This window comes from Streptomyces sp. NPDC091371 (assembly GCF_040684275.1).
Taxonomy (GTDB): Bacteria; Actinomycetota; Actinomycetes; order Streptomycetales; family Streptomycetaceae; genus Streptomyces.
The window spans coordinates 76,832-103,492 of sequence record NZ_JBFBFP010000015.1 but is presented as its reverse complement, the minus strand read 5'-3'; the positions used below and the strand labels follow the sequence as shown (position 1 = coordinate 103,492).

Annotated in this window: 22 protein-coding genes; 11 read left to right on the top strand and 11 right to left on the bottom strand. The window is 74.0% G+C overall.

Features of this window, described 5'->3' with window-relative positions:
• Positions 1 to 44: 44 nt before the first annotated feature.
• The 7 genes from AB0O21_RS18750 to AB0O21_RS18720 all read left to right on the top strand — a co-directional run bounded on the left by AB0O21_RS18750 (position 45) and on the right by AB0O21_RS18720 (position 6,173).
• Positions 45 to 1,253, top strand: coding sequence for a sedoheptulose 7-phosphate cyclase (locus AB0O21_RS18750; protein ID WP_365172245.1), 1,209 nt, complete (start codon positions 45 to 47; stop codon positions 1,251 to 1,253).
• A complete protein-coding gene (locus tag AB0O21_RS18745; RefSeq protein ID WP_365172244.1) occupies positions 1,250 to 2,002 on the top strand; it encodes a cupin domain-containing protein in 753 nt (250 codons plus the stop codon). Before AB0O21_RS18750 ends, AB0O21_RS18745 begins: the two co-directional genes overlap by 4 nt.
• Positions 1,999 to 2,415 (top strand): hypothetical protein, encoded by a 417-nt coding sequence (locus tag AB0O21_RS18740; RefSeq protein ID WP_365172243.1) that lies wholly within the window; start codon positions 1,999 to 2,001, stop codon positions 2,413 to 2,415. The genes AB0O21_RS18745 and AB0O21_RS18740 overlap by 4 nt, the downstream gene beginning before the upstream one ends.
• Positions 2,412 to 3,497, top strand: coding sequence for a transaldolase family protein (locus tag AB0O21_RS18735; protein ID WP_365172242.1), 1,086 nt, complete (start codon positions 2,412 to 2,414; stop codon positions 3,495 to 3,497). Before AB0O21_RS18740 ends, AB0O21_RS18735 begins: the two co-directional genes overlap by 4 nt.
• A gap of 14 nt (positions 3,498 to 3,511) precedes the next feature.
• Positions 3,512 to 4,087: a TetR family transcriptional regulator gene (locus AB0O21_RS18730; protein ID WP_365172241.1), complete on the top strand. Its 576-nt coding sequence runs from the start codon at positions 3,512 to 3,514 to the stop codon at positions 4,085 to 4,087.
• A 69-nt stretch (positions 4,088 to 4,156) separates the two neighbouring features.
• A complete protein-coding gene (locus tag AB0O21_RS18725) occupies positions 4,157 to 4,480 on the top strand; it encodes a hypothetical protein (protein ID WP_365172240.1) in 324 nt (107 codons plus the stop codon).
• Between the two features lie 85 nt (positions 4,481 to 4,565).
• On the top strand, positions 4,566 to 6,173 hold the full coding sequence (locus AB0O21_RS18720) for a serine/threonine-protein kinase (protein WP_365172239.1): 1,608 nt from the start codon (positions 4,566 to 4,568) through the stop codon (positions 6,171 to 6,173).
• A 5-nt stretch (positions 6,174 to 6,178) separates the two neighbouring features.
• On the opposite strand, the gene AB0O21_RS18715 is transcribed toward AB0O21_RS18720, so the two are convergent.
• The 8 genes from AB0O21_RS18715 to AB0O21_RS18680 form a co-directional block, all read right to left on the bottom strand.
• Positions 6,179 to 6,829, bottom strand: a complete 651-nt coding sequence (locus tag AB0O21_RS18715; RefSeq protein WP_365172238.1) for a response regulator transcription factor — start codon at positions 6,827 to 6,829, stop codon at positions 6,179 to 6,181.
• Position 6,830: 1 nt separating this feature from the next.
• Positions 6,831 to 8,009: a sensor histidine kinase gene (locus tag AB0O21_RS18710; RefSeq protein WP_365172237.1), complete on the bottom strand. Its 1,179-nt coding sequence runs from the start codon at positions 8,007 to 8,009 to the stop codon at positions 6,831 to 6,833.
• 4 nt (positions 8,010 to 8,013) lie between these two features.
• On the bottom strand, positions 8,014 to 10,227 hold the full coding sequence (locus tag AB0O21_RS18705; RefSeq protein ID WP_365172236.1) for an MMPL family transporter: 2,214 nt from the start codon (positions 10,225 to 10,227) through the stop codon (positions 8,014 to 8,016).
• A gap of 168 nt (positions 10,228 to 10,395) precedes the next feature.
• On the bottom strand, positions 10,396 to 11,331 hold the full coding sequence (locus tag AB0O21_RS18700) for a kinase (RefSeq protein WP_365172235.1): 936 nt from the start codon (positions 11,329 to 11,331) through the stop codon (positions 10,396 to 10,398).
• Complete coding sequence (locus AB0O21_RS18695; protein WP_365172234.1) at positions 11,328 to 14,786, bottom strand: amino acid adenylation domain-containing protein; 3,459 nt, start codon at positions 14,784 to 14,786, stop codon at positions 11,328 to 11,330. The genes AB0O21_RS18700 and AB0O21_RS18695 overlap by 4 nt, the downstream gene beginning before the upstream one ends.
• On the bottom strand, positions 14,783 to 15,982 hold the full coding sequence (locus AB0O21_RS18690) for an ATP-grasp domain-containing protein (protein ID WP_365172233.1): 1,200 nt from the start codon (positions 15,980 to 15,982) through the stop codon (positions 14,783 to 14,785). Before AB0O21_RS18690 ends, AB0O21_RS18695 begins: the two co-directional genes overlap by 4 nt.
• On the bottom strand, positions 15,979 to 17,466 hold the full coding sequence (argH, locus tag AB0O21_RS18685) for an argininosuccinate lyase (RefSeq protein WP_365172232.1): 1,488 nt from the start codon (positions 17,464 to 17,466) through the stop codon (positions 15,979 to 15,981). The genes AB0O21_RS18690 and argH overlap by 4 nt, the downstream gene beginning before the upstream one ends.
• The gene (locus AB0O21_RS18680; protein ID WP_365172231.1) at positions 17,463 to 18,563 is read right to left on the bottom strand and encodes a pyridoxal-phosphate dependent enzyme; all 1,101 of its coding nucleotides are present in this window, start codon (positions 18,561 to 18,563) and stop codon (positions 17,463 to 17,465) included. The genes argH and AB0O21_RS18680 overlap by 4 nt, the downstream gene beginning before the upstream one ends.
• Positions 18,564 to 18,741: 178 nt before the next feature.
• Between AB0O21_RS18680 and AB0O21_RS18675 the strand changes: the two genes are divergently transcribed.
• Positions 18,742 to 19,476, top strand: coding sequence for an alpha/beta fold hydrolase (locus AB0O21_RS18675; protein ID WP_365172230.1), 735 nt, complete (start codon positions 18,742 to 18,744; stop codon positions 19,474 to 19,476).
• Here AB0O21_RS18675 and AB0O21_RS18670 read toward each other — a convergent pair.
• Positions 19,442 to 20,818: a class II 3-deoxy-7-phosphoheptulonate synthase gene (locus AB0O21_RS18670; protein ID WP_365172229.1), complete on the bottom strand. Its 1,377-nt coding sequence runs from the start codon at positions 20,816 to 20,818 to the stop codon at positions 19,442 to 19,444. The genes AB0O21_RS18675 and AB0O21_RS18670 overlap by 35 nt on opposite strands.
• Positions 20,819 to 20,989: 171 nt before the next feature.
• Here AB0O21_RS18670 and AB0O21_RS18665 point away from each other — a divergent pair, with 171 nt between their 5' ends.
• Together AB0O21_RS18665 and AB0O21_RS18660 are read left to right on the top strand one after the other, a co-directional pair.
• On the top strand, positions 20,990 to 22,531 hold the full coding sequence (locus tag AB0O21_RS18665; protein WP_365172228.1) for an anthranilate synthase component I family protein: 1,542 nt from the start codon (positions 20,990 to 20,992) through the stop codon (positions 22,529 to 22,531).
• The gene (locus tag AB0O21_RS18660) at positions 22,528 to 23,115 is read left to right on the top strand and encodes an aminodeoxychorismate/anthranilate synthase component II (RefSeq protein WP_365172227.1); all 588 of its coding nucleotides are present in this window, start codon (positions 22,528 to 22,530) and stop codon (positions 23,113 to 23,115) included. The genes AB0O21_RS18665 and AB0O21_RS18660 overlap by 4 nt, the downstream gene beginning before the upstream one ends.
• Here the strand turns inward: AB0O21_RS18660 and AB0O21_RS18655 are convergent.
• Positions 23,102 to 24,517 carry a PLP-dependent aminotransferase family protein gene (locus AB0O21_RS18655; RefSeq protein WP_365172226.1) on the bottom strand — a complete coding sequence of 472 codons (1,416 nt, stop codon included), beginning with the start codon at positions 24,515 to 24,517 and terminating at the stop codon, positions 23,102 to 23,104. The two genes, AB0O21_RS18660 and AB0O21_RS18655, sit on opposite strands and share 14 nt — an antisense overlap.
• A gap of 128 nt (positions 24,518 to 24,645) precedes the next feature.
• Here AB0O21_RS18655 and trpD point away from each other — a divergent pair, with 128 nt between their 5' ends.
• Entirely contained in the window at positions 24,646 to 25,728 is a 1,083-nt protein-coding gene (gene trpD / locus AB0O21_RS18650; protein ID WP_365172225.1) for an anthranilate phosphoribosyltransferase, read from the top strand.
• On the opposite strand, the gene trpC is transcribed toward trpD, so the two are convergent.
• On the bottom strand, positions 25,658 to 26,515 hold the full coding sequence (gene trpC / locus AB0O21_RS18645) for an indole-3-glycerol phosphate synthase TrpC (protein WP_365172224.1): 858 nt from the start codon (positions 26,513 to 26,515) through the stop codon (positions 25,658 to 25,660). The genes trpD and trpC overlap by 71 nt on opposite strands.
• Between the last annotated feature and the right edge of the window lie 146 nt (positions 26,516 to 26,661).

The following is a 26,661-nucleotide window of genomic DNA, read 5'->3' as shown; positions in this document are numbered from 1 at the left end:
TCACGGTTAATGTTCCCGGCGAAGCACCGAGTGAGGAGACAGGCATGCAGTCAGATCTTCAGGTGACCGAACGCAGCGGCGACGGCGGTCTGTTCACGGTCGGCAACCCCGTCACACACTGGTCCGTACGGGCCTACAAGCAGGTCGACTACGAGGTACGCGTCGAGGACGACCTGCTGAGCCTGGGCAACCGCGCGATCCTCGAAGACGTCGCCGAGGGGGAACGCGCGCGCCGCCTGGTGGTCGTGGACTCGGTGGTCGACGAGCTCTACGGAACGCGCATCCGGGCGTACTTCGAGCACCACGGCGTCGAGTACGGGCTGCTCGTGCTGAAGGACGGCGAGTCGTTCAAGGACATGCGGCAGGTCTTGGAGGTCGTCAAGGCCCTCGACGACTTCGGCGTGGACCGTCGTCGCGAGCCGGTCATCGCCATCGGCGGCGGCGTCCTGATGGACATCGTCGGCTGCGCCGCCGGCATGTACCGGCGCGGGACCCCGTGGATCCGCATCCCCACTACGCTCATCGGTCTCGTGGACGCGGGCGTCGGGGTCAAGACCGGCGTCAACAACGACGGCCACAAGAACCGGGTCGGCAGCTACTTCTCCGCCGACCGCACCCTGCTCGACCGGACCTTCCTGGCCACCCTGGACGAGCGCCACATCGGCAACGGCCTCGCCGAGATCCTCAAGATCGCCCTGATCAAGGACCGCCGGCTGTTCGCGCTGCTGGAGCAGTACGGCGCGCGCCTGCGGGGCGAGCGGCTCCAGCCCCCCGCCGACGGCGGCGCCGACCCCGCCGCCGAGGTCGTGGAGCGGGCCATCCACGGCATGCTCGAAGAACTCCAGCCCAATCTCTGGGAGAAGGTCCTGGAACGGGTCGTCGACTACGGGCACTCGTTCAGCCCGGTCATCGAGATGCACGCCCTTCCCGAACTGCTGCACGGCGAAGCCGTGGCGATCGACATGGCCTTCACCACCGTCATCGCCGAGCAGCGCGGTCTGGTGACCTCCGACGAGCGCCGTCGGATCCTGTCCGTGATGACCGGGCTCGGCCTGCCCTGCTGGCACGAGCTGTGCACGCCCAAGCTGCTGGTTCCGGCCCTGCGCGACACGGTGCGCCACCGCGACGGACAGCAGCGGCTGCCGCTCCCCGCCGGCATAGGCTCCGCCGTCTTCGTCAACGACCTGACCGAGGACGAGCTGGAGAGCGCGGCGCAGCTGCTCGCGGACCTGCACTGGGGTGACGTCCGGTGAGTACGGACACCAGACTGCCCGTCCCCTGGACGGCCGTGGGCACGACCGGCCACCGGGCCTCCGTGTACGGAGTCCACGGAGCCGAGGGCAAGACGCACTGGAAGGCGTTCGCGACCCGGCGCCAGCTCCGCTCGGAGAGCGAGGCCGTCGAGTGGGCCTCGCTCCCGGTGGGCGGGGTCAGCGGCGAACACCGGCACACCCGCACCGAAGAGATCTACCTCATCCTGTCCGGCACCGGGGAACTGCTGCTCAACGGCGAGAAGCACCCGGTGGAAGCCGGATCGCTGGCCCTGACGAGCGTCGGCAACATCCACGGACTGCTCAACACCGGTACCCGCAGCCTCGACTGGTGGGTCATAGAAACGCTCGCACCGGCGACCACGGCGGTGCTGTCCGGAGCCCTGCCGCCCCAAGGAGCAGACATGACGAAGGCCGTGGTCCACGACCTGTTCGAGGAGAAGAGCGTCGATACGGCGGGAGTGTTCAGCGGGCCGCTGAGGCGCGTCGAGGTCGTCGAACTGGCCGCGGGCGAGGAGCGGGTGCTCGGCCGTGACGATGCCGAACTCGCCGTGTTCGTGCACGCGGGCGAGGGGGAGGTGTCGGCCCCGGGGGTCACCGAGAGGGTCGGCCTGGTCCCGGACACCTGCCTGCTGCTGGCCGCGGGTTCGCGCAGTTCCTTCTCCGCCACCCGCCCCCTGCGCCTGGCAGTGGTCACCCTCGCGGTCGTGCGGGAAGGGGACGGACGGTGATCGTCTCCACCGCGGTGGGCGATGTGCAGGTCCTCGCCGGGAACGTGCCGGCGAGGTGGCAGAGCCTGATCCGGCGCGGAATGCTCTTCAGCGAGTGCGAGGGCGTGGAGTTCTGGGACCTGCCCGAGGGCTCGACCCTGCCCGTTCGCGCGGAGGACGGCACCGAAGAGGCCGTACTCGTGCTGCGCGGCGCGGTCGGCTTCCGGGCCCAGGGGCAGCCCGCCGTGCCGGCCGGCAGCGGCCGACTGCTGCTGATCCCGCACGGCCTCGCCGGCGAACTGCGCGCGGAGGAGCCCGCCACGGCCCTCCTCGTGGTCCGCGGGCTGCCCGCGGCCGTGTCGCGGCGGCTGCCGGCGCGGCTGCCGGAACTCCCGGCCGGGGAACCCGTACCGCACGCACAGGAGGAGCGGTGAACAACACCGTCACGCGGCTCGCCGCACAGGGGGTGTCGGTCTGGCTGGACGGTTCGGACGGCGCCCTCGGCACCCCCGGCGCCCTGCGGAACCTGATCGGCGAGGGGGACGTCACGGGGATCGCCGCTCCCCGGTCCCCCTCCGCCCGCACCGTGCGGACGGATTCCACGAGCGCCGCGGAAGCACTGTGGGACCTGGCCGTCGAGGACGCCCGGCAGCTGTGCGACCAGCTGCTGCCCGTCCACGAGGCGACGGCCGGGCGCGAGGGCCTCGTATCGGTCGACGTCGACCCGAGGAACGCCTGGGACGCGGGCGCCACCCTGGCGGAGGCCCGCGCGCTCTGGCGCGCCGTGGACCGGCCCAACCTGATGGTCAGGATTCCGGCGACGGTGCAGAACCTCCCGGTCATCACCGCGTGCCTGGCCGAGACCATGAACGTCAACGCCGCGCTGATCTTCTCGTCGGACCGGCTCGACAGCGTGGCGGGCGCCTTCCTCGACGGTCTGGAGCAGGCGCACGCACGGGGATCGGGGCCGTCCCCGGTCTGCGCGGTGGCGTCCTTCTCCGTCGGCGATCTGGACACCGAGGTGGACCGGGCGCTGGAGCGGGCCGGCACGGCGGAGGCCCGCGCGCTGATGGGCACCTCGGCGATCGCCAACGCCAGGCTGGCGTACGAGGGTTTCCAGCAGGCGCTCGCCTCCTCGCGGTGGCGCGCACTGGCCGCGGCGGGCGCCGGGGCGCCCCGGCTGGTGTGGACCTCCACGTCCGTGCGGCACCCGGAGCACCGCGACACCCGGTACGTCGAGGAGCTCATCGCGCCCGGCACGGTCCACGCGATGTCCGCGGACGTCCTGCGGGCCGTCGCCGACCACGCGCAGATCCACGGCGACAGCGTGCGGCGGCACTACGCGGACGCGCGCCGGGTGCTCTCGTACCTGCCGTGGTTCGGCATCTCGCACCAGACGGCGGTGGCCCTGCTGCACGCGGCCGGCCTGCGCAAGGCCATCGCCGAGCGGGAGGAGCTGCTGTCGGCGGTCGCGGGCCGGCTGACGGTCCGCAAGGGCGCCCTGGCGAGCTTGTGAGGCAGGACAGGGCAGTGAGGACCCGCGCCGCCCTCATCCGGGCCGCGGCCGTGGAGTTCGCCCGGCGCGGGTACGCTGGCACCGCGGTGAGCGCCATCACCAAGGTCGCCGGCGTCTCCATCGGGGCTCTGACCTTCCACTTCGACTCCAAGAGCGATCTGGCCGACGCCGTGCTGGCGGAGGCGCACGCCGTCGTGCGCGCCGTGTTGGAGGAGGCGGTCACCTCCGCGTGCTCGCCCTTGGCCCAACTCGACGCGGTCGTGGTCGGCCTCGCCCGCAAGCTCCAGGAGAGTGATACGGTCCGGGGCGCCGCCCGCCTGGAACAGGAGCGGCCGACCGCGGCGGAGAGCTGGTCCCGGCTCTGGTACCCGGTCATGCTGCGCCTCGCCGACGAGGCCTGCCGGTCGGGCGATCTGCCCGCCACGATCCGGCCCGAACGCGCGGCCTCGGTGGCGGCGCTCTTCGTCCGGGGGTGCGGCGCGCACCTGCGCACGCGGCAGGCCGCGGAGGCTGACGGGAAGCCGGCCGTCGACGACTGCCTGGACCTCTGGGCCATCGTTCAGAAGGGGCTGCTGGTCCAGCGACGTTGAACGTGTTCAGATTCTCTGGCAGCATGGCGGTCGTAAGGGTCGTCCGCGAGATCCGGAGGTCAGTGCGCCATGGTCATCGCCCTGCTCGTCTTCTTGTTCCTGGGCCTGGTCGTGGCCACCGTGCCGGGCCTGCTCGTGGGCTTCGTCTTCGTCGTGACGACCAAGAGGCTGTCCCGCAAGGTCAGGATCCCGTCGCTGGTGGTCGTGGCGGCGGTTGTGGCGGCGCTCTGGCTGAGCCTGGGGGGAGTCGCCGACCTCTGGCTGGTGACCGCCATGGGGCTCACGTTCATGGCGACGCTCGTCTCCGGAGCAACGTTCCTCGGGATCGAAGCCGCCCGCAAGCGCCGCGTACTCCGGTACCCCGCCCCGGCCCCGGCCTGGCAGGGCTGGTAGTCGCCCGCCGGTTCCCCGCCCACCCCCGCCGCTTAGGGTGGCGACGATCAACTCATCGGTTGATCAGGGCAAATGGGGGAGACCGATGAACAGCGCGACCGAGGTGTTCCAGCCCCTGCACGCGGACGATCCGCGCAGTGTGGCCGGCTACCGCCTCGCGGCCCGGCTCGGTGCGGGGGGCATGGGCCGGGTCTACCTGTCGCACACCCCGGGCGGCCGCCCGGTGGCCATCAAGGTGGTCCGGCCCGAGCTGGCCGAAGACCCGGACTTCCGGCGGAGGTTCCGCCGGGAGGTGGAGGCGGCCAGGCGGGTCCGGGGGGCGTACACCGCCGAGCTGATCGACGCCGAGTCCGACGGGACGCCGCCCTGGCTGGCCACCCTGTACGTGCCCGGCCCCTCGCTGTCCGAGGCCGTCGCCCGGCGCGGACCGCTCCCGGTGCCCGCGGTGCTGTGGCTGGTCGCGGGGGTGGCCGAAGCCCTCCAGGTCATCCACGACGCGGGGGTCGTCCACCGGGACCTGAAGCCGGCGAACGTACTCCTGGCCGCCGACGGGCCCCGGGTCATCGACTTCGGCATCTCACTGGCCTCCGGCACCACCGAGGCCACCGCCACCGGCAGCACCATCGGCACGCCCCAGTACATGGCCCCCGAACAGGCCGAGGCCGGCGAGGTCACCACGGCCACCGACGTCTTCGCCCTCGGCCAGACCGCGGCGTTCGCGGCGCTCGGCGAGCCGCTCTACGGAACCGGCCCCTCGGTCAGCGTCCTGTTCCGGATCGTGCACTCCGAGCCCGACCTCTCCCGCCTCCCGGAGCCGCTCCGCCCGCTCATCGCCCGCTGCCTGGCCGCCGACCCGAAGGAGCGGGCCACCCCGGCGGAGATCGTGGCGTGGTGCCGGCGGCACCTGCCCGGCGACGCCGACGGCGGCCCGGCCGTCTGGCGGGAGGTCACCGGCCCCGAGCCGGTCGTCCCGGCCCCGGTCCCCGAACCCACCTCGGTCCACACCTTCCCCCTGGTCTGGCGCCCGCCGCAGTCGCCGGAACAGCGCCGGCCGCGGGCCCGCGGGCGCCGCATCGCGCTGATCACCGCCGCTGCGGTGACGGCCGCGGCCCTGCTCGTGACGGGCGTCGTCCGGGCGGCCAAGAGCGGGGCGGAACCGCGCGGGGGAAACGCCTCCAAGTCGACGCAGCGCACCCCGTCCGCGTCCGCATCGACTTCGGTGTCCGCGTCGGCCGGATCGGCGGCCGGCGGCTCGGTACCGCAGCCCTCCGCCCCGGCATCGAGCACGCCCCCACCCGCCAAGCCGCCGGCTCCCGTCCCCCTCCCCTACCCCGGGCTGCGCCTGGAGGAGGACAACTCGATCGGCATGAACGGCCCGGTGGAGCGCGCGACCCGCACGGGGGACGTCCGCCTGACCTGTGAGACGTACAGCTGCGACCTGGAGAGCGGCTCCAGCGTGATCACCATGCTGAACGGCAAACCGGGTGCCACCCTCGACACGTGCCGCAGCGCGCTCACGCGCGCCGACAAGAAGAGCGCCCCGCTGTCCCTGGCGGCGGTCGGGAGCGAGTTCTGCGTCAAACACCCGTCGGGGGACATCGGGTTGCTCGTGATCCAGATCAAGCAGACCGCCCCGATGGACGACGGGCCCAAGTGGCTGATCGCCGACCTGACGATCTGGCGCGCGGCCTGACGAGGTCAGTCGCGCTCCGGCCGCACCAGCAGCCCCCGCTCGAGCGCGATGACCACGGCGTGGGTGCGGTCGCTGACGTCCAGCTTGGCGAACACCCGCAGCAGATGGGTCTTGACCGTGGCCTCCGCGATGACCAGCCGCTTGCCGATGTCCGAGTTGGACAGCCCGTCCGCCACCGCGCTCAGCACGTCCAGCTCGCGGGCGGTCAGCACCACCGGGTCCGGCTGCCGCATCCTCGCCACCAGCCGCTCCGCCACCCGCGGGGCCAGCACCGTCTCGCCGCGGGCCGCCGAGCGGATCGCGCTCACGAGCTGCTCGCGGGTGGTGTCCTTCAGCAGGTAGCCGATCGCGCCCGCCTCCACGGCCCGTTCGATCTCCACGTCCGTGTCGTACGTGGTGAGGATGAGCACCCGGGTCGGGGCGGGGCCGGCGACGATCTCGGCGGTGGCCGCCACCCCGTCCATGACCGGCATCCGCAGGTCGATCAGCGCCACGTCGGGGCGCAGGGACGCGACGAGCTCCACGGCCTCCCGCCCGTTGTCGGCCTCGCCGACGATGGAGATGCACGGCTCCGGGGCGAGGAGGGCGACGACCCCGGCGCGCATCACCGTGTGGTCGTCCACCACGATGACCCGGATCCTGTCGGCGTCTTTCATTTCAGGGCTGTCCATTCGTGTGGATCGTGGCGAGGACGCGGGTGCCGTCCCCGAGCGAGCTGGTCACCGTGAGGTCGCCGTCCAGTTCGGCGAGCCGCTTGCGCATGCCGTCGAGGCCGAAGCCGCGGGAGTCCTCGACGACGAACCCGCGCCCGTCGTCGGTGATCTCCAGCTCGATGGCGTGCGGGTGCTGGGTGAGGACCACGCCCACCGTGCTGGCCCCGGCGTGCTTGCGCACGTTGGCCAGCGACTCCTGGGTGCAGCGCAGCAGCGCGATCCGGGTCTGCTGGTCGCATTCGACGTCCGGCGGCAGCTCCGCCTCCACGGTCAGCCCGGTGTCCTGGGTGAACCGGTCCAGGGTCCGGCGCAGGGTCACCGCGACCGAGCCGGGCGCCAGGCCGCTCTGCGGGGCGGAGCCCACCAGCACCCGGGCCTCGACGAAGTTCTCGCGGGCGGTCTGCTCGATGGACACCAGCTGCTGCGCGGTGCGCTCCGGGTCCGAGATGACGGTCGAACGGGCCGCCTCCGCCAGCACGATGATGGAGGCGAAGCCCTGCGCGAGGGTGTCGTGGATCTCCCGCGCCATCCGCTCCCGCTCCTCCGCCGCGCCCTGCTGCCGGTGCGCCTCGGCCAGCCGGGCCTGCGTGCTCTCCAGCTCCGCGCCCAGCCGCCCGGCCCGGGCATCGCCGTCCGCCACCAGCCGGTGTATCAGCAGACCGGTCAGGACCGAGGCGGCGTACCCGATGAAGATGAAGACGACGTTGCCCGTGAGGGACTCGTCGCCGCGCAGGGTGCTGCCGACGACGGTGGCCGCGGCCGCCGCCCCGCTGAGGACGATCGAGGCGCGGACGCCCGTGGCGAAGAGCCAGAACTGCGGGAGGGAGACGATGAACAGGGCCGCCCCGCCGCCCGGCAGGCCCCCCATGGCGCCCAGCCCGAGGGCGAGCAGGGCCAGGTAGGCCTGGGGCCGCAGGACGGGATTGTCCGGAAAACGCCGTACGGCGGTGTAGCAGGAGGCGAGGACCGCCAGCAGGGCCAGGGCCCCCCACTTGGGTGCTCCCGAGTCGTTCTCCACCCCGATGACCGAGGGGAACAGCCCGAGGAGCACCCAAGCCGTGGTGTACCAGCCGTGGAACTTGTCGACGGTCAACCGGTCGGAGGGCTGCGGCCGTTCGCTCATGTGATCAGCCTACGGTCGCGGGCTGACGTTCCGTTGACGCCGCGGACCGCACCTGGCGCATACCGCGCGACGGCCACCAGTTCCATTCGCCCAGCAGCAGCATCAGCGAGGGCAGGATCAGGATGCGGATCACGAAGGCGTCCAGCAGGACGGCCGCGGCGAGGGCGAAGCCGATCTGCTTCATCTCGATCAGGTGCAGCGCGGCGAAGCTGGCGAACACGGTGACCATGACCACGGCGGCGCTGGTGACCACTCCGGCGGAGCTGCCGATGCCGTCGAGGACCGCCTGGCGGGTCGGGGTGCCGTTCATGGCCGCCTCCCGGATCCGGCTGATCACGAAGACCTGGTAGTCCATCGAGAGCCCGAAGAGGATCACGAAGAGGAAGAGCGGCACCCGGGCTCCGATGGAGCCGGTGGACTCGAAGACGAGGATCCCCTCGGCCCATTCGTTCTGGAAGACGAGGACCAGCAGGCCGAGCGAGGCGAAGGCGGAGAGCAGGTTGAGGACGATGCCGATCAGGCCGAGGACGATCGAGCGGAAGGCCCACACGGTCATCGCGAAGGTGACGAGCAGCAGCGCGCCGATGATCAGCGGGAGCTTCTGCTTCTGGTGCGCCGGGTAGTCGGCGTTGCGGGCGACGTCACCGGTGACCGCGGTCTCGGTGCCGGTGAGCTTGCCGGCGGTGGCCGGGAGGAGCTCCGTACGCAGCTTCTTCAGAGAGGTGTGGGCCTCGACGCTGCCGACCGGATGGGCGACCGCCATCTCCAGCATGGTGATCCGGCCGTCGGGGGAGGTGCGCAGGAACGGCTTGCCGCTGATCGCGGGGTCCTCGGCGGTGGCGCGGCCGGCCAGTTCGGTGAGGGCGGCGGCCACTTCACCGCGGCGGCCGGCGTCGGCCTTCACGAGCACCTGGTGCATGGAGCCCAGCTCGGGGTAGGCGGCCATCGCCCGGTCGTAGGTCTGCATGGCGCCGATGGCCCGCGAGTGGGTGTCGCGGCCCATCTCGGTGAGGTTCAGGTTCAGCACGGGCAGGGCCAGGGCGACCATCGCGAGGGTGGCGACGGCCAGGGTGGCGACGGGGTGCTTCGCGGTGGGCCGCAGCACGGCCGAGGTGATCCGCCCGGCGCCGGACTTCGGCTGCTTGACGCGCAGGGTACGGCCCTTGGCGGCGGCGCGCGCCTCCTTGCGGGCCCGGCGGCGGTCGGCGCGCTCGCCGAGCTTGGCCAGCAGGGCGGGCAGCACGGTCAGCGAGCTGAGGACGGCGACCAGGGTGACGACGATGGCCCCGGTGGCGATGGAGGAGAAGATCACGTCGTCGGCGAGGAACAGGGTGGCGCTGGAGACGGCCACGGCCAGCCCCGATACGACGACCGCGCGGCCCGAAGTGGCGGCGGCGATCTCGACCACGGCCTGCGGGGTGAGCCGCCCGCCCGCCCGGGCCCGCTCCTCACGCTCCCGCTTCAGGTAGAAGAGGGTGTAGTCCACGCCGACGGCCAGACCGATCAGCAGGATCACGTTGGTGCCGACACCGGCGTCCGGGAAGACGTGCGAGGCGAGCATCGACAGGCCGACCGCGGCGACGATCGAGGAGAGCGCCAGCAGCAGCGGGACGATGGCCATCGCGATGGAGCTGAAGACGATCAGCAGGGTGATCAGGGTGACGGGGAGGGCGATGACCTCCGTACGGGCCAGGTCGTCGCCGCGGAGCCCGTCGACGCCCTTGCTGATCGAGGGGGAGCCGACCTCCTCCACCCACAGCCCCGGGTAGGCCTCCTGGACGGCCGCGGTCTGCGCCAGGAGGACGTCCACGTGCTTCTTGGCGTCGAACTCGGCGCCCTTCATGGTGACGTCCACGCGCAGCGCCGAACCGTCCGCGGCGGGCACCGGGTCCCCCACGGCGGCCACCTCGGGAAGGGCGGCCATCCGGGCGCCGACGTCCCGGGCGGCGGCCTCGGCCAGGGCCCTGTCGAAGGCGCCGGCGCCGGGCCTGGCGTGGATGAGCACCCGCTCCACGGGCTTCTGCTGGAGGCCGCCCTCGGTGGCGATGGCCTCGGCGCGGCCGGCCTCGCCGATGCGGAAGTCCTCGCTGGTGGCGGGGTTCGCGCCGATCGCGATGCCCGCGCCTAAGCAGAGGACGACGAAGAGGAGCCAGCCGGTGATGGCCTTCCAGGGGTTGCGGGCGCTCCATCGAGCCATGCGCACAGTGGGGTTCGTCATGATGTACATGCTGGTCGGAACAGGTATGACGGCGACAGGCTCGACCGGTTGAACCTCGTGTCCACCGACCGGTGGACCCCTCGGGTAGTACCCAAGCGGAAGCCCCCGGGGCGAGCGTGGCGCTCGGCCCGGGGGCTCGGTGGACGAAGTCGGGGACCCTCGGGCCCCTCAGTGGAAGCTGAGGGTCTGGTAGACCGTCACATTTCCCACGAGCTCCTGGCAGAGCTGCGCGGCGGCCGCCAGCCGGGCCGGGCAGTCCGGGGCGTCGGTGTCCATGAGGATGCCCAGGGTGGTGCCGCTGTGCCCGACGACCACGCCCAGACCGCCGACCTCCTCGCAGATGCCGGTCATCGGATCCAGCGACCACTTGTGCCGCAGCACCTGGTTCATCCGGGCGCTCGCCGTGGCCACCCGCCCGACCTCGGCCAGATCGCGGGCGGCGACGGCGCCGGTGACCCGGTCCAGGAGGCGCGCGTACTCCCGTTTGTCGGCGGCCGTGAACGGCTTCGGGATGTTGTTGAAGGCGACGGTGTCGACCGCGCCGCCCTCGTCGACGCCGACCACCGCCATGGAGGGCAGCGAGCCGAGCTTCGCCCGCAGCCGGACACTGCGGTGGTGGAAGGCCACGACCTCGTCGTAGAGCACCCCGTCGGTCGGCTCGATCCGCGCCAGGTACCCCTCGATCCGGCGCGGCGGCATCGGAACGCCCAGCGCGTTGGCCACCGCCCGCGCCGTCGCCACCAGGTCGGCCGACGAACTGGCCAGCCCCTTGCCCTCGGGCAGGGTGCTGTCGATCCGCAGCAGTCCGGCCGCCGGCAGCCCCTCGTCCTCCAGGATCATCGAAGTCAGCCGCAGCGCCTTCTTCTTGTGCGGCGGCCACACCTCCAGCCCCGGCTGCTCCGAGCGCACTTCGAAGCGGGCCATGGACCAGCGGGCCACCGGCAGCGTCACCAGGAAGTTGCCGTCCTCCTCCGGCAGGACGCCCTGGAGCAGCTCGCCGAAGGTGCCGAAGGCCGTGCTGACGCCGGTGGCGGCCACCTGCCGGTAGCCGGCCGCGGGGACGGCCGCCGGGCTGACCGGCGCTGCCGTCTGGGTCGTGATCATCCGGTGGTCCTCCTCACCACGTCGGCGGTCTCCGCGGCCCTGGTGCCGGCGAAGTAGTGCCCGCCCTCTTCGAGTTCGTGCAGCGCGACCCGGTCGGAAACCGCCCGCCAGGCCTGGTACGCGGTCTCCGCGCCGGCCGTCCAGGCGTCGTCGCGGGCCACCACCACCTCCACCGGTGCGTCGATCCGGTACGCCGCGGGGGCGTCCAGGATCCGCAGCAGGTGCCCGTTGGCGGTGATCACATCGTGCCGGTACGCCCGGTCCACGGCCGCCGCCCGCTCGGGGGTGAAGGCGTCCAGCTCGACGTAGGCGTTGTCGGCGCGCAGCCGGCCCAGCAGGACCTCCCGGCCGACCGCCCGCACCTCGGCCGCCTCCGCGCGCAGCGCCTGCGCGCCGTGCAGCAACTGGCCGCCGATGAACACCCGGTCGGCCGGGCGGCCGGCTTCCTGGAGCAGCCGGGCGGTCTCCAGCGCCAGGGCCGCGCCCGAGCAGTGGCCCCACAGCAGGACGGGCGTGGCCACCCGCGCGAGGATCTCGTCGCGGGCCCGCGCCGCGAGCACCGCCACGTCCTCCAGCGGCTCGTCCTCGGCCGCGAAGTCGTGGCCGGGCAGCTCCGCCCCCAGCACGGCGATCCCCTCGCGCTCCAGCTCGGTCGCCAGGGCGCGGAAGTTCAGGGCGCTGCCGCCCGCGTACGGCAGGCCGACCAGGGTGTGGTGCGGGTTGCGGACCGCCAGCAGCGGGTGCAGCAGCGGGGACGCCGCCTCCCGGGCCCCGCCGCCGCGCCGGCCGTCGAGCAGGGCCGCCAGGTCGGCCAGCACCGGGTGGGCGACCAGCTCCTTCAGGGACAGCGCGCGGTCGAGCCGTACGACCACGCGCACCGCCGCGAGCGAACTGGCACCCAGCGCGAAGAAGTCGTCGTGGCGGCCGATGCGCTCCAGCGGCACCCCGAGGACCTCCGCCCACAGCATGGCCAGCCGGCGCTCGGTGGCCGTGGCCGGCCCGGTGTGGCCGTCGCCGCCGTGGCCGAGGGTGCTCGCCAGCTCCACCAGGGCCTTCTTGTCGGCCTTCCCGTTGGCGGTGCGCGGCAGCCGGCGCAGCGGGTGCAGGTAGCTGGGCACCATGTAGTCGGGGAGCACGGAGGCCAGGTGGCCGCGGGCCCGCTCGACACCGGGGCCGTCGGCGTCGTCGCCGTCGGTGGTGAAGAACGCCACCAGGTGCCGGTGGATGCCGGAGTCGCCGACGATGACCACCGCCGCCTCGCGGACGCCGGGCAGGGCGAGCAGCCGGCTCTCGATCTCGCCGAGTTCGATGCGGAAGCCGCGGATCTTGACCTGCTCGTCGTGCCGGCCCAGGTACTCCATGCGGCCGTCCGGCAGCCACCGGCCGAAGTCGCCGGTCCGGTACATCCGGGTGCCGGCCCGGAACGGGTCGGGCACGAACACCTGCTGGGTGCGCTCCTCGTCGCCCACGTAGCCGCGGCCCACGCACACCCCGGAGAAGGCGATCTCGCCCGCCGAGCCCAGCGGGACCAGGCCGAGGTTCTGGTCCAGGACGTACGTGTTCACGTTCGGCAGGGAGCGGCCCAGCGCGACCGGCAGGCCGGGCTCGGGCGCCCGGTCGAGGACCTCGTGCATCGTGTCGTCGCAGACCTCCGTCGCGCCGTACGCGTTGACCAGGGGGATCCCCGGGCACACCGCGAACCAGCGGCGCACCAGCTCCGGCGCGAGCACCTCGCCGGTCACCGAGACGGCGCGCAGCGCGCCCAGGCCGCGGGGGCGGAGCTCCAGCCGCCGGACGAGCACCTCCAGGTAGGCGGGCACGGTCTGGGCGATGGTGACGCGCCCTTCGACGATCTCGTCGAGGAAGCCGTCCACGTCGAGCAGGACGTCGGTCGCCACGATGCGGGTGGTGCCGCCGGTCAGCAGCGGCGCCGCGAACTGCCAGAGGGAGATGTCGAAGCTCTGCGGGGCGGTCTGCGCGACGACCTCGCCGCTCCCGGCGTCCCCGCCGTCCGCCATCCCCATGTCCGCGGCCTTCGCGAGGAGGTGGTTGAGGAGGCCCGCGTGTTCGCACAGCGCGCCCTTGGGCTCGCCCGTGGAGCCGGAGGTGAAGTAGACGTACGCCGCGTCGCCGGGGCGGACGCGGACCCCGGGCCGGCCGTCGGGCCGGCCGGCCGCGTGGACGTCCCGTACGCAGAGCACGGGCGGCGGCGCGGGCGTGCCGTCGGCGGCCTTCCGCGCGAGCACCTCCGTACCGGGCTCGGCGAGGACGAAGGAGGCCGCGGCGGCGGACAGTTGGCCGGTGATCCGGTCCACGGGCAGGTCGGGGCCCATGGGGAGGTAGACGGCGCCGGCCTTCAGGACGCCGAGCGCGGCGGCGATCCAGTCGAGGGAGCGGTCCATGACGACGGCGACGACGTCGTGCGGGCGTGCCCCGGCGGCGAGCAGCGCGTGCGCGACGCGGTTGGCGTGCGCGTCGAGTTGGCGGTACGTCCAGCGGCGGGTGCCGTGCTCGGCGGCGACGGCGTCGGGGTGGCGGCGGACCCGCTCCTCGAACAGGTCGGTGAGGACGGCGTCCGGCAGTTCGGCGCGGGGGCCGGCGAGACCGTAGATCTGGCCCTCGACCTCCTGCGGGGACAGCAGGCTCTGCCGGTCGTGGCGGGCGTACGGGTCCTGCGTGAGCAGCCTCAGGGCGGTGAGGTGGTAGCCGGCGAGCCGGTCCGCGTACGAGGCGTCCAGCGCGCCGGGGTCGTAGCGCAGCCGCAGCCGCAGCCCCGCGCCGGTGGAGCTCCACAGCACGCGCAGCACCTCGCCGTTGCCGAGCGGGGCCGTGGCCTCCCCGGCCAGGTCGAGAACCACCTCGGGCCGGGGGCCCGCGGCCGGCGCGGCGGCGGTGAGGGCGGCCGCCGTGGCCGCGACGAGCTCCGCCCAGCCGGACGGGAGCACCGTGAGGCGCAGCTCCCGCACGCCGGGCCCGTCGGCGAGGCCGGTCCGCAGCTCCCGCTCGGCGGTCACCGTGGCGAGCACCCGGGCGTGCGCGGCCCCGAGCAGCGCACCCCGCGCGACCCCGAGCGCGTCGGCCGTCCGCCGCACGGCCGCCGCCAACCCGGGCTCCACGGTCACCTCGTGAAACCCGGCCGTGCGCCCTGCGGGGTGCCCTGCGGGCGAGCCTTGGACCCAGCGCGGCAGCCGCGTGCGGGTGCCTCCGGCGGTGCCCCCCACCGGGCCGCCGCTCGGCGCGGACCCGGCGCCCCTGCCGGGGGCGTCCGCCGGGGTGCCGGTCGCGGGTGCCCCGCGGCCCGCGGCCGGGGTGGCCTCGGGGGCGTCCGCCGGCGGGAGGAACGGGGCCGGAATCCCGGCCACGCCTGCCGCGGCGGCGGGGACTTCGGGTGGGGGTGCGGCGGGGGCCGTAGGGGTGGGGCGCGTCCGTGAGGGGGACGTCGGGGCGCCTTTCATCGGGGGGTCTCCTCCACGGTGATGTCGATCAGGGCGGTGGCCGCCGAGGCCCGGCGGGCCGCGGCGGCGGGGTCGGGGCCGGCGGCGACCACGCAGGCCAGGCGGTCCTGGAAGGAGTGCGTCACCCGCAGCTCCCGGCCCACGGCGGTGCTCGCCGTCACGGCCGCCACGCCCGGCGCCGCGGCGGCGTCGGCCAGGCCCGCGACGGCCGTGACCCGGCCCTCCCCGGCCAGTTGGACGAACCGTACGGCGGCGTGGCCGGCCGCCGCCGCGCGCGGGGCGGCCGGCAGTCCGGCGGCCCGGGCGATCACGCGGTCCACCAGGTCCACCCCGGTCGCCGCCTTCACCGCGACCGGGATCATGCCGCCGGCCAGCCGCGGGTTGACCTCGATGACCACCGGCCCGCCGGGGCCCAGCCGCAGCTCGGTGTGGGCGGCGCCGTAGCCCAGACCCAGCGCGCGCACCGCCCGTACGGCGGTGGCGCCGAGCCCGGCCGCGGTGGCGGCCGGGACGGGCGCGGGCACGTCGTGCCCGGTCTCCACGAAGTACGGCTCCGGCCCGACGTGCTTGGCCACCACCGCCACCACCTCCCCGTCGAAGGTCTCCACCGAGAACTCCGGGCCGGAGACGGCCGCCTCCACCAGCACGGTCGCCGAGCCGTCGGACAGCAGCCGCTCCGCCCAGGCACGGGCCTGGTCCGCGTCCCCGCACAGCCGCACCCCGACCGAGCCGGAGCCGCTGACGGGCTTGAGGACGACGGGGAACCCGATCCGCTCCGCGGCCCCGGCGGCCTCCGCGGCCCCGGTCACCGCCGCGAACTCCGGCACCGGCACCCCGGCGGCCGCGTGCACGGCCCGCTGCGTGTCCTTGGACCGGCAGCGCTCCACGGCGTCGCCGTCCGGTCCCGGCAGCCCCAGCTTGGCGGCCGTACGCGCCGCCAGGGCGACGAAGAACTCCGAACTGGAGGCGATGGCCACCGGATCGAGCCGGGTGCAGGCCTCCAGGACGGCCTGCGGGTCGGAGGTGTCCAGCACCACCGTGTCGATGCCGTCCAGCACGGCGTACGGGTACCGGCCGGGGTCCCGGCTCAGCAGGACGGGGCGCATCCCCCGGGCCCGGGCGGCGGCGCAGAAGTCCCGCCCGGTACCGGTGGTGTTGCTCTCCAGGAAGACGAACCGGCCGCCGCCCGCACTCATCGCGTCCCTCCCGTTCCGTAACGTCTCACGACGGCGTCCACATCGGCGTCCAGCAGCCGGGCGGCCTCGCGCAGCCCCTCCCGGTACGCCATGAGCCAGTCGGCGTGCCCGGCGAGCCGGTCCCGCAGCGTGCCGACGATCGCGGCGCACTCGCCCGGGCCGCCGCCCCGGTCCAGGTCGGCGACGACCTCCGCGAGCGAGGGCAGCCCGCCGCCGAAGTCGGTCACCCCCTCCGGGGTCTCGATCTTGGTGAGCTCGCGCTCGCCGGCGGCGATGGCGTCCCGCACGGCCGCGCCCACCACGTGGTGCGCCGTACGGAACGGCACGCCCTCGCCGACCAGCCGGTTGGCGATCACGGTCGCGGTGGTGAAACCCTCCTTGGCCCGCTGCTCCATCCGCTCGGTGACCGGCCGGGCCCCGGACACCAGGACCTGCCCGAGCAGTACGGACTCCCGTACGGCGGCCAGCGCCGGCCAGGCCACGGCCACCGCCTCGGTACCGACCTCGATGGAGTTGGTGAACGGCGTGGACTTGCTGGCGGACGCCGAGGCGGTCCAGGCCCCCACCGCCCACGCGGCCTTGGCCTTGACGTGCTCCAGCAGGAAGGCGTTGCGCTTCTGCGGCATCGCCGAGCTGCCGCCGACCAGCCGCTCGGGGAACTCCACGAACCCGAACTCCTGGGTGCTCCACAGCTGGAGGTCGGTGGCCAGCCGGCTCAGCGTCACCGCCGCCGACGCCACCACGGCCAGACCGCGCAGCATCGTGTCGCGCGCCGCCACCGCGTCGGTGGCGTGCAGGGTCGGGCCGCCGGCGAAGCCCAGCAGGGCGGCCGTGCGCTCGGGGCGGATCGGCAGGTCGGTGCCGGCGACGGCCCCGGCGCCCAGCGGGCAGCGGTCGAGGTCGTCGACGGTGTGGCGCAGCGAGGCGATGTCGCGGTCCAGGGCGGTGGCGATGCCGGCCAGGTAGTAGCCGTAACTGATGGGCATCGCGGGCTGGTAGTGCGTGTAGACGGGCATCACCGCGTCGGCGTGCCGCCGCGCCCGGGAGAGCAGCGCCGCCTGCAGGCGCAGTACCTCGCCGAGCAGCTCGGTGAGCTCGGAGCGCAGCCGCATCGCGGTCACGGTGGCCTTGATGTCGTTGCGGGAGCGGGCGGTGTGCACCTTCCCGCCGACGTCGGAGCCGAGCTCCTCCACGAGGTAGCCCTCGTACATGAGGTACAGGCCGCGCGGGGCCTGGCGGCCGGTCAGCTCGGCGAAGCCGCTCGCCCGCAGCCGCCGGACCCGGTCCAGCAGGGCCGCCGCGGCGGATCCCGTCAGCAGCCCGCTCTCGCGGAGCATGACCACGTGGGCGAGGTCGACCGTGCTGGTGGCCTCCAGTTCGCGGCGCACCGTCTCCGGGCCGGGCTCGCCGTAGACGACGCGTCGGGTACGGGCGCCCAGGCCCTGTTCGAGCCGGCCCGTGCCGGTGACCGCGGGCGCGCTCACGCTCCCACCCCCACCGGCTGCGCGACGGCCGTCGCGGCGGATCCGGCAGCCGCCGGAGCGGGCCGGGACACGACCCCCGGGACCTCCTCGTAGGCCCGCCGGTCCCAGGCGAACCGGGTCCAGCGGTCGCCCGCCGCGTCGGGGCCGGCGGCGGTGACCGGCGCGGACGGCCGCTCGCGCAGCGGGTACCCCTGCGCCTCCAGCCAGCTGTCGTCGTAGACCGTGGCCTGGTAACGGTAGCCCTCGTCGGGGAGCATCACCACCCCGGTCCGGTCCGGGTTGCGCTCGGCCCACCAGCGGGCGACGAGGTAGGCGGCGCCGCTCGTCGGCCCCTGGAACAGGGCGTGGCGGGCGTGCAGGGCGCGGGTGGAGGCGTACGCCTCGCCGGCGCTGAGCCAGTGCACCTCGTCGAAGACGCGGTGGTCGAGGTTGGCGGGCCACAGGCTGTTGCCGAGGCCCCGCAGCTCCCGGGAGCCGTCGGGCTGCCCGAAGAGCACGCTGTGGTGGCTGTCCACCCCGATGGCCTCGGTGTGCGGGGTGGCGGCGCGCAGGGCCCGCACGGTGCCGCACACGGATCCGCCGGAGCCGACCGGCCCGATCAGCGCGTCCACGGTGCCGAGGGTCTGGGTGAGCTGCTCCGCGACCAGCCGGTAGGCGCCGGGGTTGCCCGGGTTGCTGTACTGCTCGGGGCAGAAGGAGTCGGGCAGTTCGGCGCGGATCTCGGCGAGCCGGCGCAGCCGGGCCTCCTGGAAGCCGCCGACCTCGGCCGGTTCGTGGCAGATCTCCACGCGGGCCCCGAGGTCGGTCAGCCGCCGGTACAGGTTGGCGTCGATCGCGGGGTCGCTGACCAGGATCAGTTTGCGGCGCAACAGGGCGGCCTGCATGGCCAGGGCGAGCCCGAAGGTGCCCGAGGTGGTCTCGACGATCACCGTGTCCGGGCCCAGCTCACCCCGCTCCTCGGCCTGCTTGAGGATGTGGTGCGCGGGAAGCAGCTTCATCAGGGTGAAGGCCGCGCCGTACAGGTTCGGGCCGAGCCGGATGATGCGCGGCATCATCGTCGCTTCGGCTATCGACGGGTAGGCGGAGGTCACCGTCATGGAATCTCCAGGGACAGGGATCGGCGTGGCGGACCCCTGTCACTCTGCTGAAGGCCCCTGACGCGGCACTGACAGGCGCCCGCCGGACGTCAGCGCGCCGTCAGGGCGAGGCACGACCATCGCGCCGTCGGGAGTGTGCGGACGCCGTGGAACGGCCGTTGGGGCAGGGGTGACAGTGATGGTGTGGACACAGGTGGTCGAGGCCAGGCCGTTCGCGGCGGAGCGGGTGGTGTGCTTCCCGCACGCCGGCGGATCGCCGTACTTCTTCCGCGGCTGGGCCAAGGGACTCGACGCGCACGAGGTCCACGCGGTCTGCTACCCGGGGCGCGCGGAGCGGTTCTCCGAGGACTGCGCGGACCGGCTGGTCCCGATGGCACGCGAGATCGCCGCCGAGCTGCTGGCCCCGGGGGACGACCGGCCGGTCGTGTTCTTCGGGCACAGCATGGGCGCGATCGTCGCCTACGAGGTGGTCCGGGCGCTGGAGGAGGCCGGCTCGGAGGTGGCGCACCTGTTCGCCTCGGGGGCGCGGGCGCCCCACCTGATGGCCGGGGACCCGGTGGCCGCGGCCGCCTGGGACGCGGAGTCGATCGGCCGGATCCTCATCGAACTGGGCGGCACGGAGCCCGAGTTGCTGGAGAACCGGGGCTTCGTGGAACTGGTGATGCCGTACATCGGGGCGGACTTCCGGATGCTCGCCGCCTACGAGGGGCAGCCGCGGCCCCCGCTGACCTGCCCGGTCACCGCGATCGTGGGGGAGACCGACCCCCGGGTGACCGCCGCCGAGAGTGCCGCCTGGCGGGAGTCGACCCGGGGGCCGTTCCGTGCGCTGACCGTGCCGGGCGAGCACTTCTACCTGGGCGACCGGCCGCCGTTCGGGCTCATCGAAGAGGCCCTGCGGCCGCGAAGGAGCTGACCGGCCGGCGCTCGCGGTACATCTCCGCGAGCCGGAAGGCCAGGTCGATGGACTGGGTGTGGTTGAGGCGGGGGTCGCAGGCCGTCTCGTACCGGTGCGGCAGGTCCTCGGGCCGAACAGTGTTGCCGCCTCCTGTGCACTCGGTCACGTCGTCGCCGGTCAGCTCGACGTGGATGCCGCCGGGGTGGGTGCCCAGCGACTGGTGGACCTCGACGAAGCCCCGGACCTCGTCGAGCACCGTCTCGAAGGACCGGGTCTTGTGCCCGCTGGGGGCGGTGACGGTGTTGCCGTGCATCGGGTCGCTGACCCAGCAGGGCAGCGCGCCCTCGGCGGCGACCTTCTCCACCAGGGTGGGCAGCACGTCGCGGATCTTGTCGGCGCCCGCCCGGACGACGAAGGTCAGCCGGCCCGGGTCGCGGTCCGGGTCGAGCCGGTCGAGGAGGGCGAGGACGGTGTCGGCGGTGGTGGCGGGGCCGAGCTTCACGGCGATCGGGTTGTCGATCCGCGAGAAGAACTCCACGTGGGCGCCGTCCAGATCGCGGGTCCGCTCGCCGATCCACAGCAGGTGGCCGCTGGCGGCGTACGTCCGGCCGGTCTCCGGTTCGGTGCGGGTCAGCGCGGCCTCGTAGTCGAGCAGCAGGCCCTCGTGGCCCACGAAGAACTCGGCGGTGCCCAGCTCGCGGGTGTCCACCCCGCACGCCCGCATGAAGGCGAGGGTGCGGTCGATCTCGTCGGCGAGGGCCTCGTAGCGCTCGCCGGCGCCCGAACCGGCGACGAAGCCCCGGTTCCAGGCGTGCACCTGGTGCAGGTCGGCGAAACCGCCGGTGGTCAGGGCGCGGACCAGGTTCAGGGTGCGGGCCGAGGCCTCGTACATGTCGCGCAGCCGCCGCGGGTCCGGGGTGCGGGAAGCGGCGGTGAACTCCAGGCCGTTGACGGCGTCGCCGCGGTACGAGGGCAGGGTCACCCCGTCGCGCTCCTCGTACGGGCTGGAGCGCGGCTTGGCGTACTGCCCGGCCATCCGGCCGACCTTGACCACCGGCAGCGCGGTGGCGTGGGACAGCACGACGGCCATCTGCAGCAGGGTCTTCAGCTTGCCCCGGATGGAGTCGGTGGTGACCTGGGCGAACGTCTCGGCGCAGTCGCCGCCCTGGAGCAGGATGGCCTCGCCGCGGGCCACCGCCGCCATCTTCAGGCGCAGCTGGTCGCACTCGGCGCCGAAGACCAGCGGAGGCGCCTCGGACAGCCCGCCGAGGACGGCGCGCAGGGCCCCGGGGTCGGGCCAGTCGGGTTGCTGGGCGGCCGGGAAATCCCGCCAGGAAGCACTGTTCTCGTTTTCTCTCATGGCGTCAGTTACCCACCGGGGCCGGGGAATGGTCAAGCATTTTGGAAATGGACCGCATCGGGGGCCGGGAATTGGTCTGGCGGTGGTTCGGAAAACATTGGTTCACTCATTCCGACGGAAAACCGAATTCAGGGGGAGTTCACTTTGTGGCATTCAAGCGGTTCGAGTGATGTGAGAAATCCGCACGTCGAGGTCCGGGTCGCCGCCGAGGAACTGGCGCGGCACGCCCCGCTGGACCTGTACGCGGCGCTGCGCGAGGTCCTCCCGGCCGAGGAGGTGTTCCTCTTCGAGAGCCTGGAGGGGGCCCCCGCCGACCGCAGGTCCGCCGTCGTCGGCTTCGGGCGGCTCGCCGAGATCCGGGTCCACGCGGACCGGGTCGAAGTGGACGGCCCCGCGGCCGAGGTCAAGCGGGCGCTGGCCGGCGCGGTCGAGGCCGCCGGGCTGGTCACCGACGGGCCCGCCGCGGGCTGCCCGGTGGCGTACCACCCGCTTCCGGACGGCCCGTACGTCTTCCGGTTCACCCGTTCCGACCAGGTCTGGGACGCCCTGGGGCGGGCGCAGGCGCTGTTCTCGGTGACCACGGACGATGCCGGCGAAGGCGGGCCGGACACCGGCTACGCCTTCGGGTTCCTGACCTCGCTCGCGTACGAGTCCTCCTGGCACATGGAGGAGCTGCCCGAGCGGACCGACGGGGACGGCGGGCGCCCCGACATCACGCTCACCCTGTTCCGGGACACCGTCTGGTACGGGGTCGACGACGGCCGGGTGCGCCGGCTTCGCGCCGACAGCCCGGCCTTCGCGGGCCTGCCCGAACCACCCGAACTCCCCGTTCCGCCACAGGCGTCGGCCCCGGCCGGCCACCCGTCGGCGCCCACCCCCCGCTCGGTGCGCGACAGCGTCGACCGGGAGACCTTCCTGGGCTGGGCCGAACGCTGCCTGGAGCACATCGGCGTCGGCGACGTCTACCAGATCCAGATCGGCCACCGCGTCGACGTCGAGACCGACCTGACCCCGCTGGACGTCTACCGGCGGCTGCGCGGCCGCAACCCCTCCCCGTACATGTACCTGGTCCCGCAGGCCGGACGGACCCTGATCGGGGCCAGCCCCGAACTGTTCTTCCGCATCGAGGACGGCGAGATCCTGATGCGCCCGATCGCCGGCACCGCCCGCCGCGGCCCCGACGAGGAGGTCAACCAGCGGCGCGTGAAGGAGATGCGCGAGAGCGTCAAGGAGCAGGCCGAGCACATCATGCTGGTCGACCTGTGCCGCAACGACATCGGCCGGGTCGCGCTGCCCAGCACCCAGCCGGTGGACCGGCTGATGGAGGTGGAGACCTACTCCCACGTGTTCCACCTGGTCTCGACCGTCTCCGGCCGGCTGGACCCGGAGGTCGGCGTCTGGGACGCGGTCCGGGCCACGTTCCCCGCCGGGACCATGTCGGGCGCCCCCAAGGTGCGCGCCATGGAGATCATCGACGGCCTGGAGCGCGAGCGGCGCGGCGCCTACGCGGGCGCGGTCGGGCTGGTCGACGTACGGGGCTGGAGCGAACTGGCGCTGTGCATCCGCACGATCGAGTACGACGGCCGCACCTACTCCACGCAGAGCTCGGCGGGCATGGTCGCCCAGTCCGAGCCGGAGTCCGAGTGGCAGGAGACGCTGGCGAAGATGGGGGCCGCCTACTGGGCGCTCACGGGTGAGGAGCTTTTGCCGTGAAGGTGCTGCTGATCGACGCGTACGACAGTTTCGTCCACATCATCGACCAGTACCTGCGGGTGCTCGGCGCGGACACCGAGGTCGTGCGCTCCCGCACCCGCACCCCGGAGCAGCTGGCCGGGCTGGAGCCCGACGCGGTGGTGCTCGGGCCGGGTCCCGGACACCCCGCGGAGTCCGGACACGTGGAGCTGGTGCACGAGTTCGCCGGCCGGGTCCCGCTGCTCGGGGTGTGCCTGGGGCACCAGGCCATCGGGCTGGCGTACGGCGGCCGGATCGAGATCGCCGGGCAGGTCATGCACGGGCGGACCAGCACCGTCCGGCACGACGGCCGGGGCCTGTTCGAGGGCCTGGGCCACACCCTGGAGGCCACCCGCTACCACTCCCTGCTGGTCGCCGACCCGCTGCCGGAGCCACTGGTGACCACGGCGGTGGCCGCCGACCACGGGTACGTGATGGGGCTGCGCCACCGCACGCTGCCGGTGGAGGGCGTGCAGTTCCACCCGGAGTCCGTCATGACCACCGGCGGACTGGCCATGATGGGGAACTTCCTCGCGATGCGGGCCGGCGCGCTCACGCCCCGCTGAGCACCGCGGCCAGCTCCCGCACCGCCTGCTCCGCCCCCGACCGCGGCAGGTGCGCGTGCCCCACCACCAGGGCGGGCGCGCCCTCGCCCGGGCGGGCGTGGTGGGCGGCCGCGCCGGAGAGCAGCACCGAGCGGCGCAGCGCCCCGGCCACCAGCGCCGCCTCGTCGGTGTGCCGGGGCAGCGTCACGTACGCGTGCAGTCCCGCGGCCCGGCCCACCACGGCCGCTCCCGGCAGGTGCCGGCGCACCGCCTCGCGCAGCGCGTCGTGGCGCTGGCGGCACAGGGAGTTCAGCCGGCGCAGGTGCCGGTCGTACGAGCCGCCGCGCAGGAACTCCGCGAACGCGAGCTGGGTCAGCACGTCGGTGCCCAGGTCCTGGCGGGCCCGGGCGCGCAGCAGCCGGTCCAGGAGCGGCGCGGGGGCGGCCAGCCAGCCCAGCCGCAGCCCGGGGGCGAGGGACTTGCTGACCGTTCCCGCGTACACCACGTGGTCGGGCGCGAGCCGCTGCAGGGCCAGCGGCCGGCCGGCCCCCCGCTCGTACCACAGGCCCCGGTCGTAGTCGTCCTCGATGATCAGGCCGTCCACCTCCCGCGCCCACCGCACCAGCGCCTCGCGGCGGCGCGCGGAGAGGGTCGCCCCGGTGGGGAACTGGTGCGCCGGGGTCACCAGGACGGCCCGCACCCCGGAGGCGGCGAGCGCGGCCACATCGATGCCCTCCCCGTCCACCGGCAGCGGCACGGGCCGCAGACCGCTCTCCCGGACGAAGCGCCGCTGGCCCGGGTGGCCCGGGTTCTCGATGCCGAGGGCGCCGATGCCCAGCCGCGGCAGTACGGCGGCCAGCAGCCCCAGCGCCTGCGCGAACCCGGCGGTCACCACGACCTGCCCGGGCGTGCTGCGCACCCCGCACATCCGGCCCAGGTAGTGGGCGAGTTCGACGCGCAGCCGGGAATCCCCGGCGAGCGGCGGGTAGTCGAGGCCGGCCGGGTCGGCGGTCTGCAGGGCCCGCTGGTAGCAGGCCAGCCATTCGCGGCGCGGGAAGTCGGGGACGTTGCCCCCGCCGGGGCGCAGGTCCCAGCGGACCGGGGGCTCCCGGCGGGCGGCGTGCCCGTCGTCGAGCAGCGAGGGCACGGGCGGCGCCGGGACGGGGCGGTCGAGGTGGCGCACGACCTGCGTCCCCGCGCCCTGGACGGCCTCCAGGTAGCCCTCCGCGACGAGTTGTCCGTACGCCTCCACCACGACGCTGCGGGAGACGCCGAGGTCGTCGGCGAGGCGGCGGCTGGAGGGCAGCCGGGTGCCGGGGTGCAGAATTCCCTCGGTCACCTCCTTCTTGATGAATCGCTGGATCTGCGACGTCAGCGGAATTTCGGATTCCCTGACGAGCGTGACCGCGGCGTGCAAAGCCACTGGTTTTCTCCTTCGGTGTCTTCCGAATTGGACCGTGCGAGGGGCGGAACAGTGGTCTGGAAAGTCGGCCGGTCATTTCCCACACTGGGGTGCCGGACGTGTTGCCCGTCATTTCCTAGGAGACCTCCGTGACTGCCTGGCCGGAATTGCTGAACGCATTGCTGGACCGACGGGATCTCTCCGCGCGGGAGACCGAGTGGGCGATGGACCAGGTCATGTCCGGCGAGGCCGGACCGGTCCGGCTCGCCGGGCTGATGACGGCCCTGCGCGCCAAGGGCGAGACCGCCGAGGAGGTGGAGGGCCTGGTGCGCGGAATGCGCCGGCACGCGGTCCCGCTGTCGGTGCCCGGCCCCGCGCTCGACATCGTCGGCACCGGCGGCGACGGCTCGCACAGCGTGAACGTCTCCACCATGTCCGCGGTGGTGGCCGCCGGGGCCGGCGCCCACGTGGTCAAGCACGGCAACCGCTCCGCCTCGTCCGCCTGCGGCTCCGCCGACGTGCTGGAGGAGCTGGGGATCGCGCTCGGCCTGCCCGCCGCCGACGTCGCCGAGGTCGCGGAGGAGACCGGCATCACCTTCTGCTTCGCCCCGCTGTTCCACCCGGCCATGCGGTACGCCGCCGGGCCCCGCCGCGAACTGGGCATCCGCACGGTCTTCAACGTCCTGGGCCCGCTGACCAATCCGGCCGATCCCGCGGCCCAGGCGGTCGGAGTCGCCGACGCCCGGCTGGCTCCGCTGATGGCCGAGGTGCTGGCCCGGCGCGGGGTGTCCGCGCTGGTCTTCCGCGGCGACGACGGGATGGACGAGCTGACGGTCACCACCACCTCCACCGTGTGGTCCGCCACGGGCTCCGGAGTGCGCGCGGAGACCTTCGACCCGAGGGACATCGGGATCCCCTACGCGCCGGCCGGCGCGCTGCGCGGCGGCGACCGGGTCCACAACGCGCGGGTGGCCCGCGAGGTCCTCGCGGGGGCCCGCGGACCGGTCCGGGACGCGGTGCTGCTGTCGGCGGCCGCCGGGCTCGCCGCCCTGTCCCCCGACGGGCGGCCGGTCACCGAGCGGCTGGCCGACGGGGTGGCGCGGGCCGCCGAGGCGGTCGACTCCGGTGCGGCGGCCGCCGTACTGGAGCGCTGGGCGGCGGTCACGGAAAAGAAGGACCGGGAGAACCGGGCAGCCGGGGAAACCGCCCGCCGCCCGGCCGCGGTCCGGTAGGCCGGCGGCCCGCCGCCACGAGCGCGGCCACCGCCTCCCGGTGGTGGCCGCTGGTGACCAGCGCCTCGCCCACCAGGATCGCGTCGGCGCCCAGCTCCGCGTACTCGACCGCACAGCGCGGCCCGCGCACCCCGGACGCGGCGATCCGCACGATGTTCTCCGGGATGTCCGGCGCGATCCGCGTGAACGCCCCCTTGTCCATCTCCAGGGTCTTCAGATTGCGCGCGTTGACCCCGATCACCCAGGCCCCCGCGTCCAGCGCCCGGCGGGCCTCGGCGGCGTCGTGCACCTCCACCAGCGGCGTCAGCCCGATCTCCGCGGCCTGCGCCACCAGGTCGACCAGCAGCGGCTGTTCGAGCGCCGCCACGACCAGCAGCAGCAGGCTCGCGCCGTGCGCCCGCGCCTCCCACACCTGGTACGGGTCGACCACGAAGTCCTTGCGCAGCAGCGGCACGCCGACCCGGGCCCGTACGGCGTCCAGGTCCGCCAGCGACCCGTCGAACCGGAGCTCCTCCGTCAGCACGCTGACCGCCGCCGCGCCGCCCGCCTCGTAGGCGGCCGCCAGCGCCCCCGGGTCCTCGATCGCCGAGAGCCGGCCGTGCGCCGGGCTGGCCCGCTTCACCTCCGCGATCACCTTCAGCCCGTCCGTGCCGCGCAGCAGTTCGGCGCAGTCCGGGACGGGCTGGACCTCCGAGGCCAGGTCGCGCAGCTCGCACTCCGGGATCCGGCGCCGCCGCTCCGTCAGGCCGGCCCGCACGCCTCCGAGGATGTCGTCGAGTGCATTCATGCTTACCGTCCATTTCTCGCCCGGGCACCGCGGGGCACCACGGGCCGCCATCGGATCAGACGCTAGGGACGCGGCCCGCGGACGGCCACGTCCTTAAGGGGGCGGTGAATGAGGGGAGCCGGAAGGGGCCCGGCGTACCGCGTGCC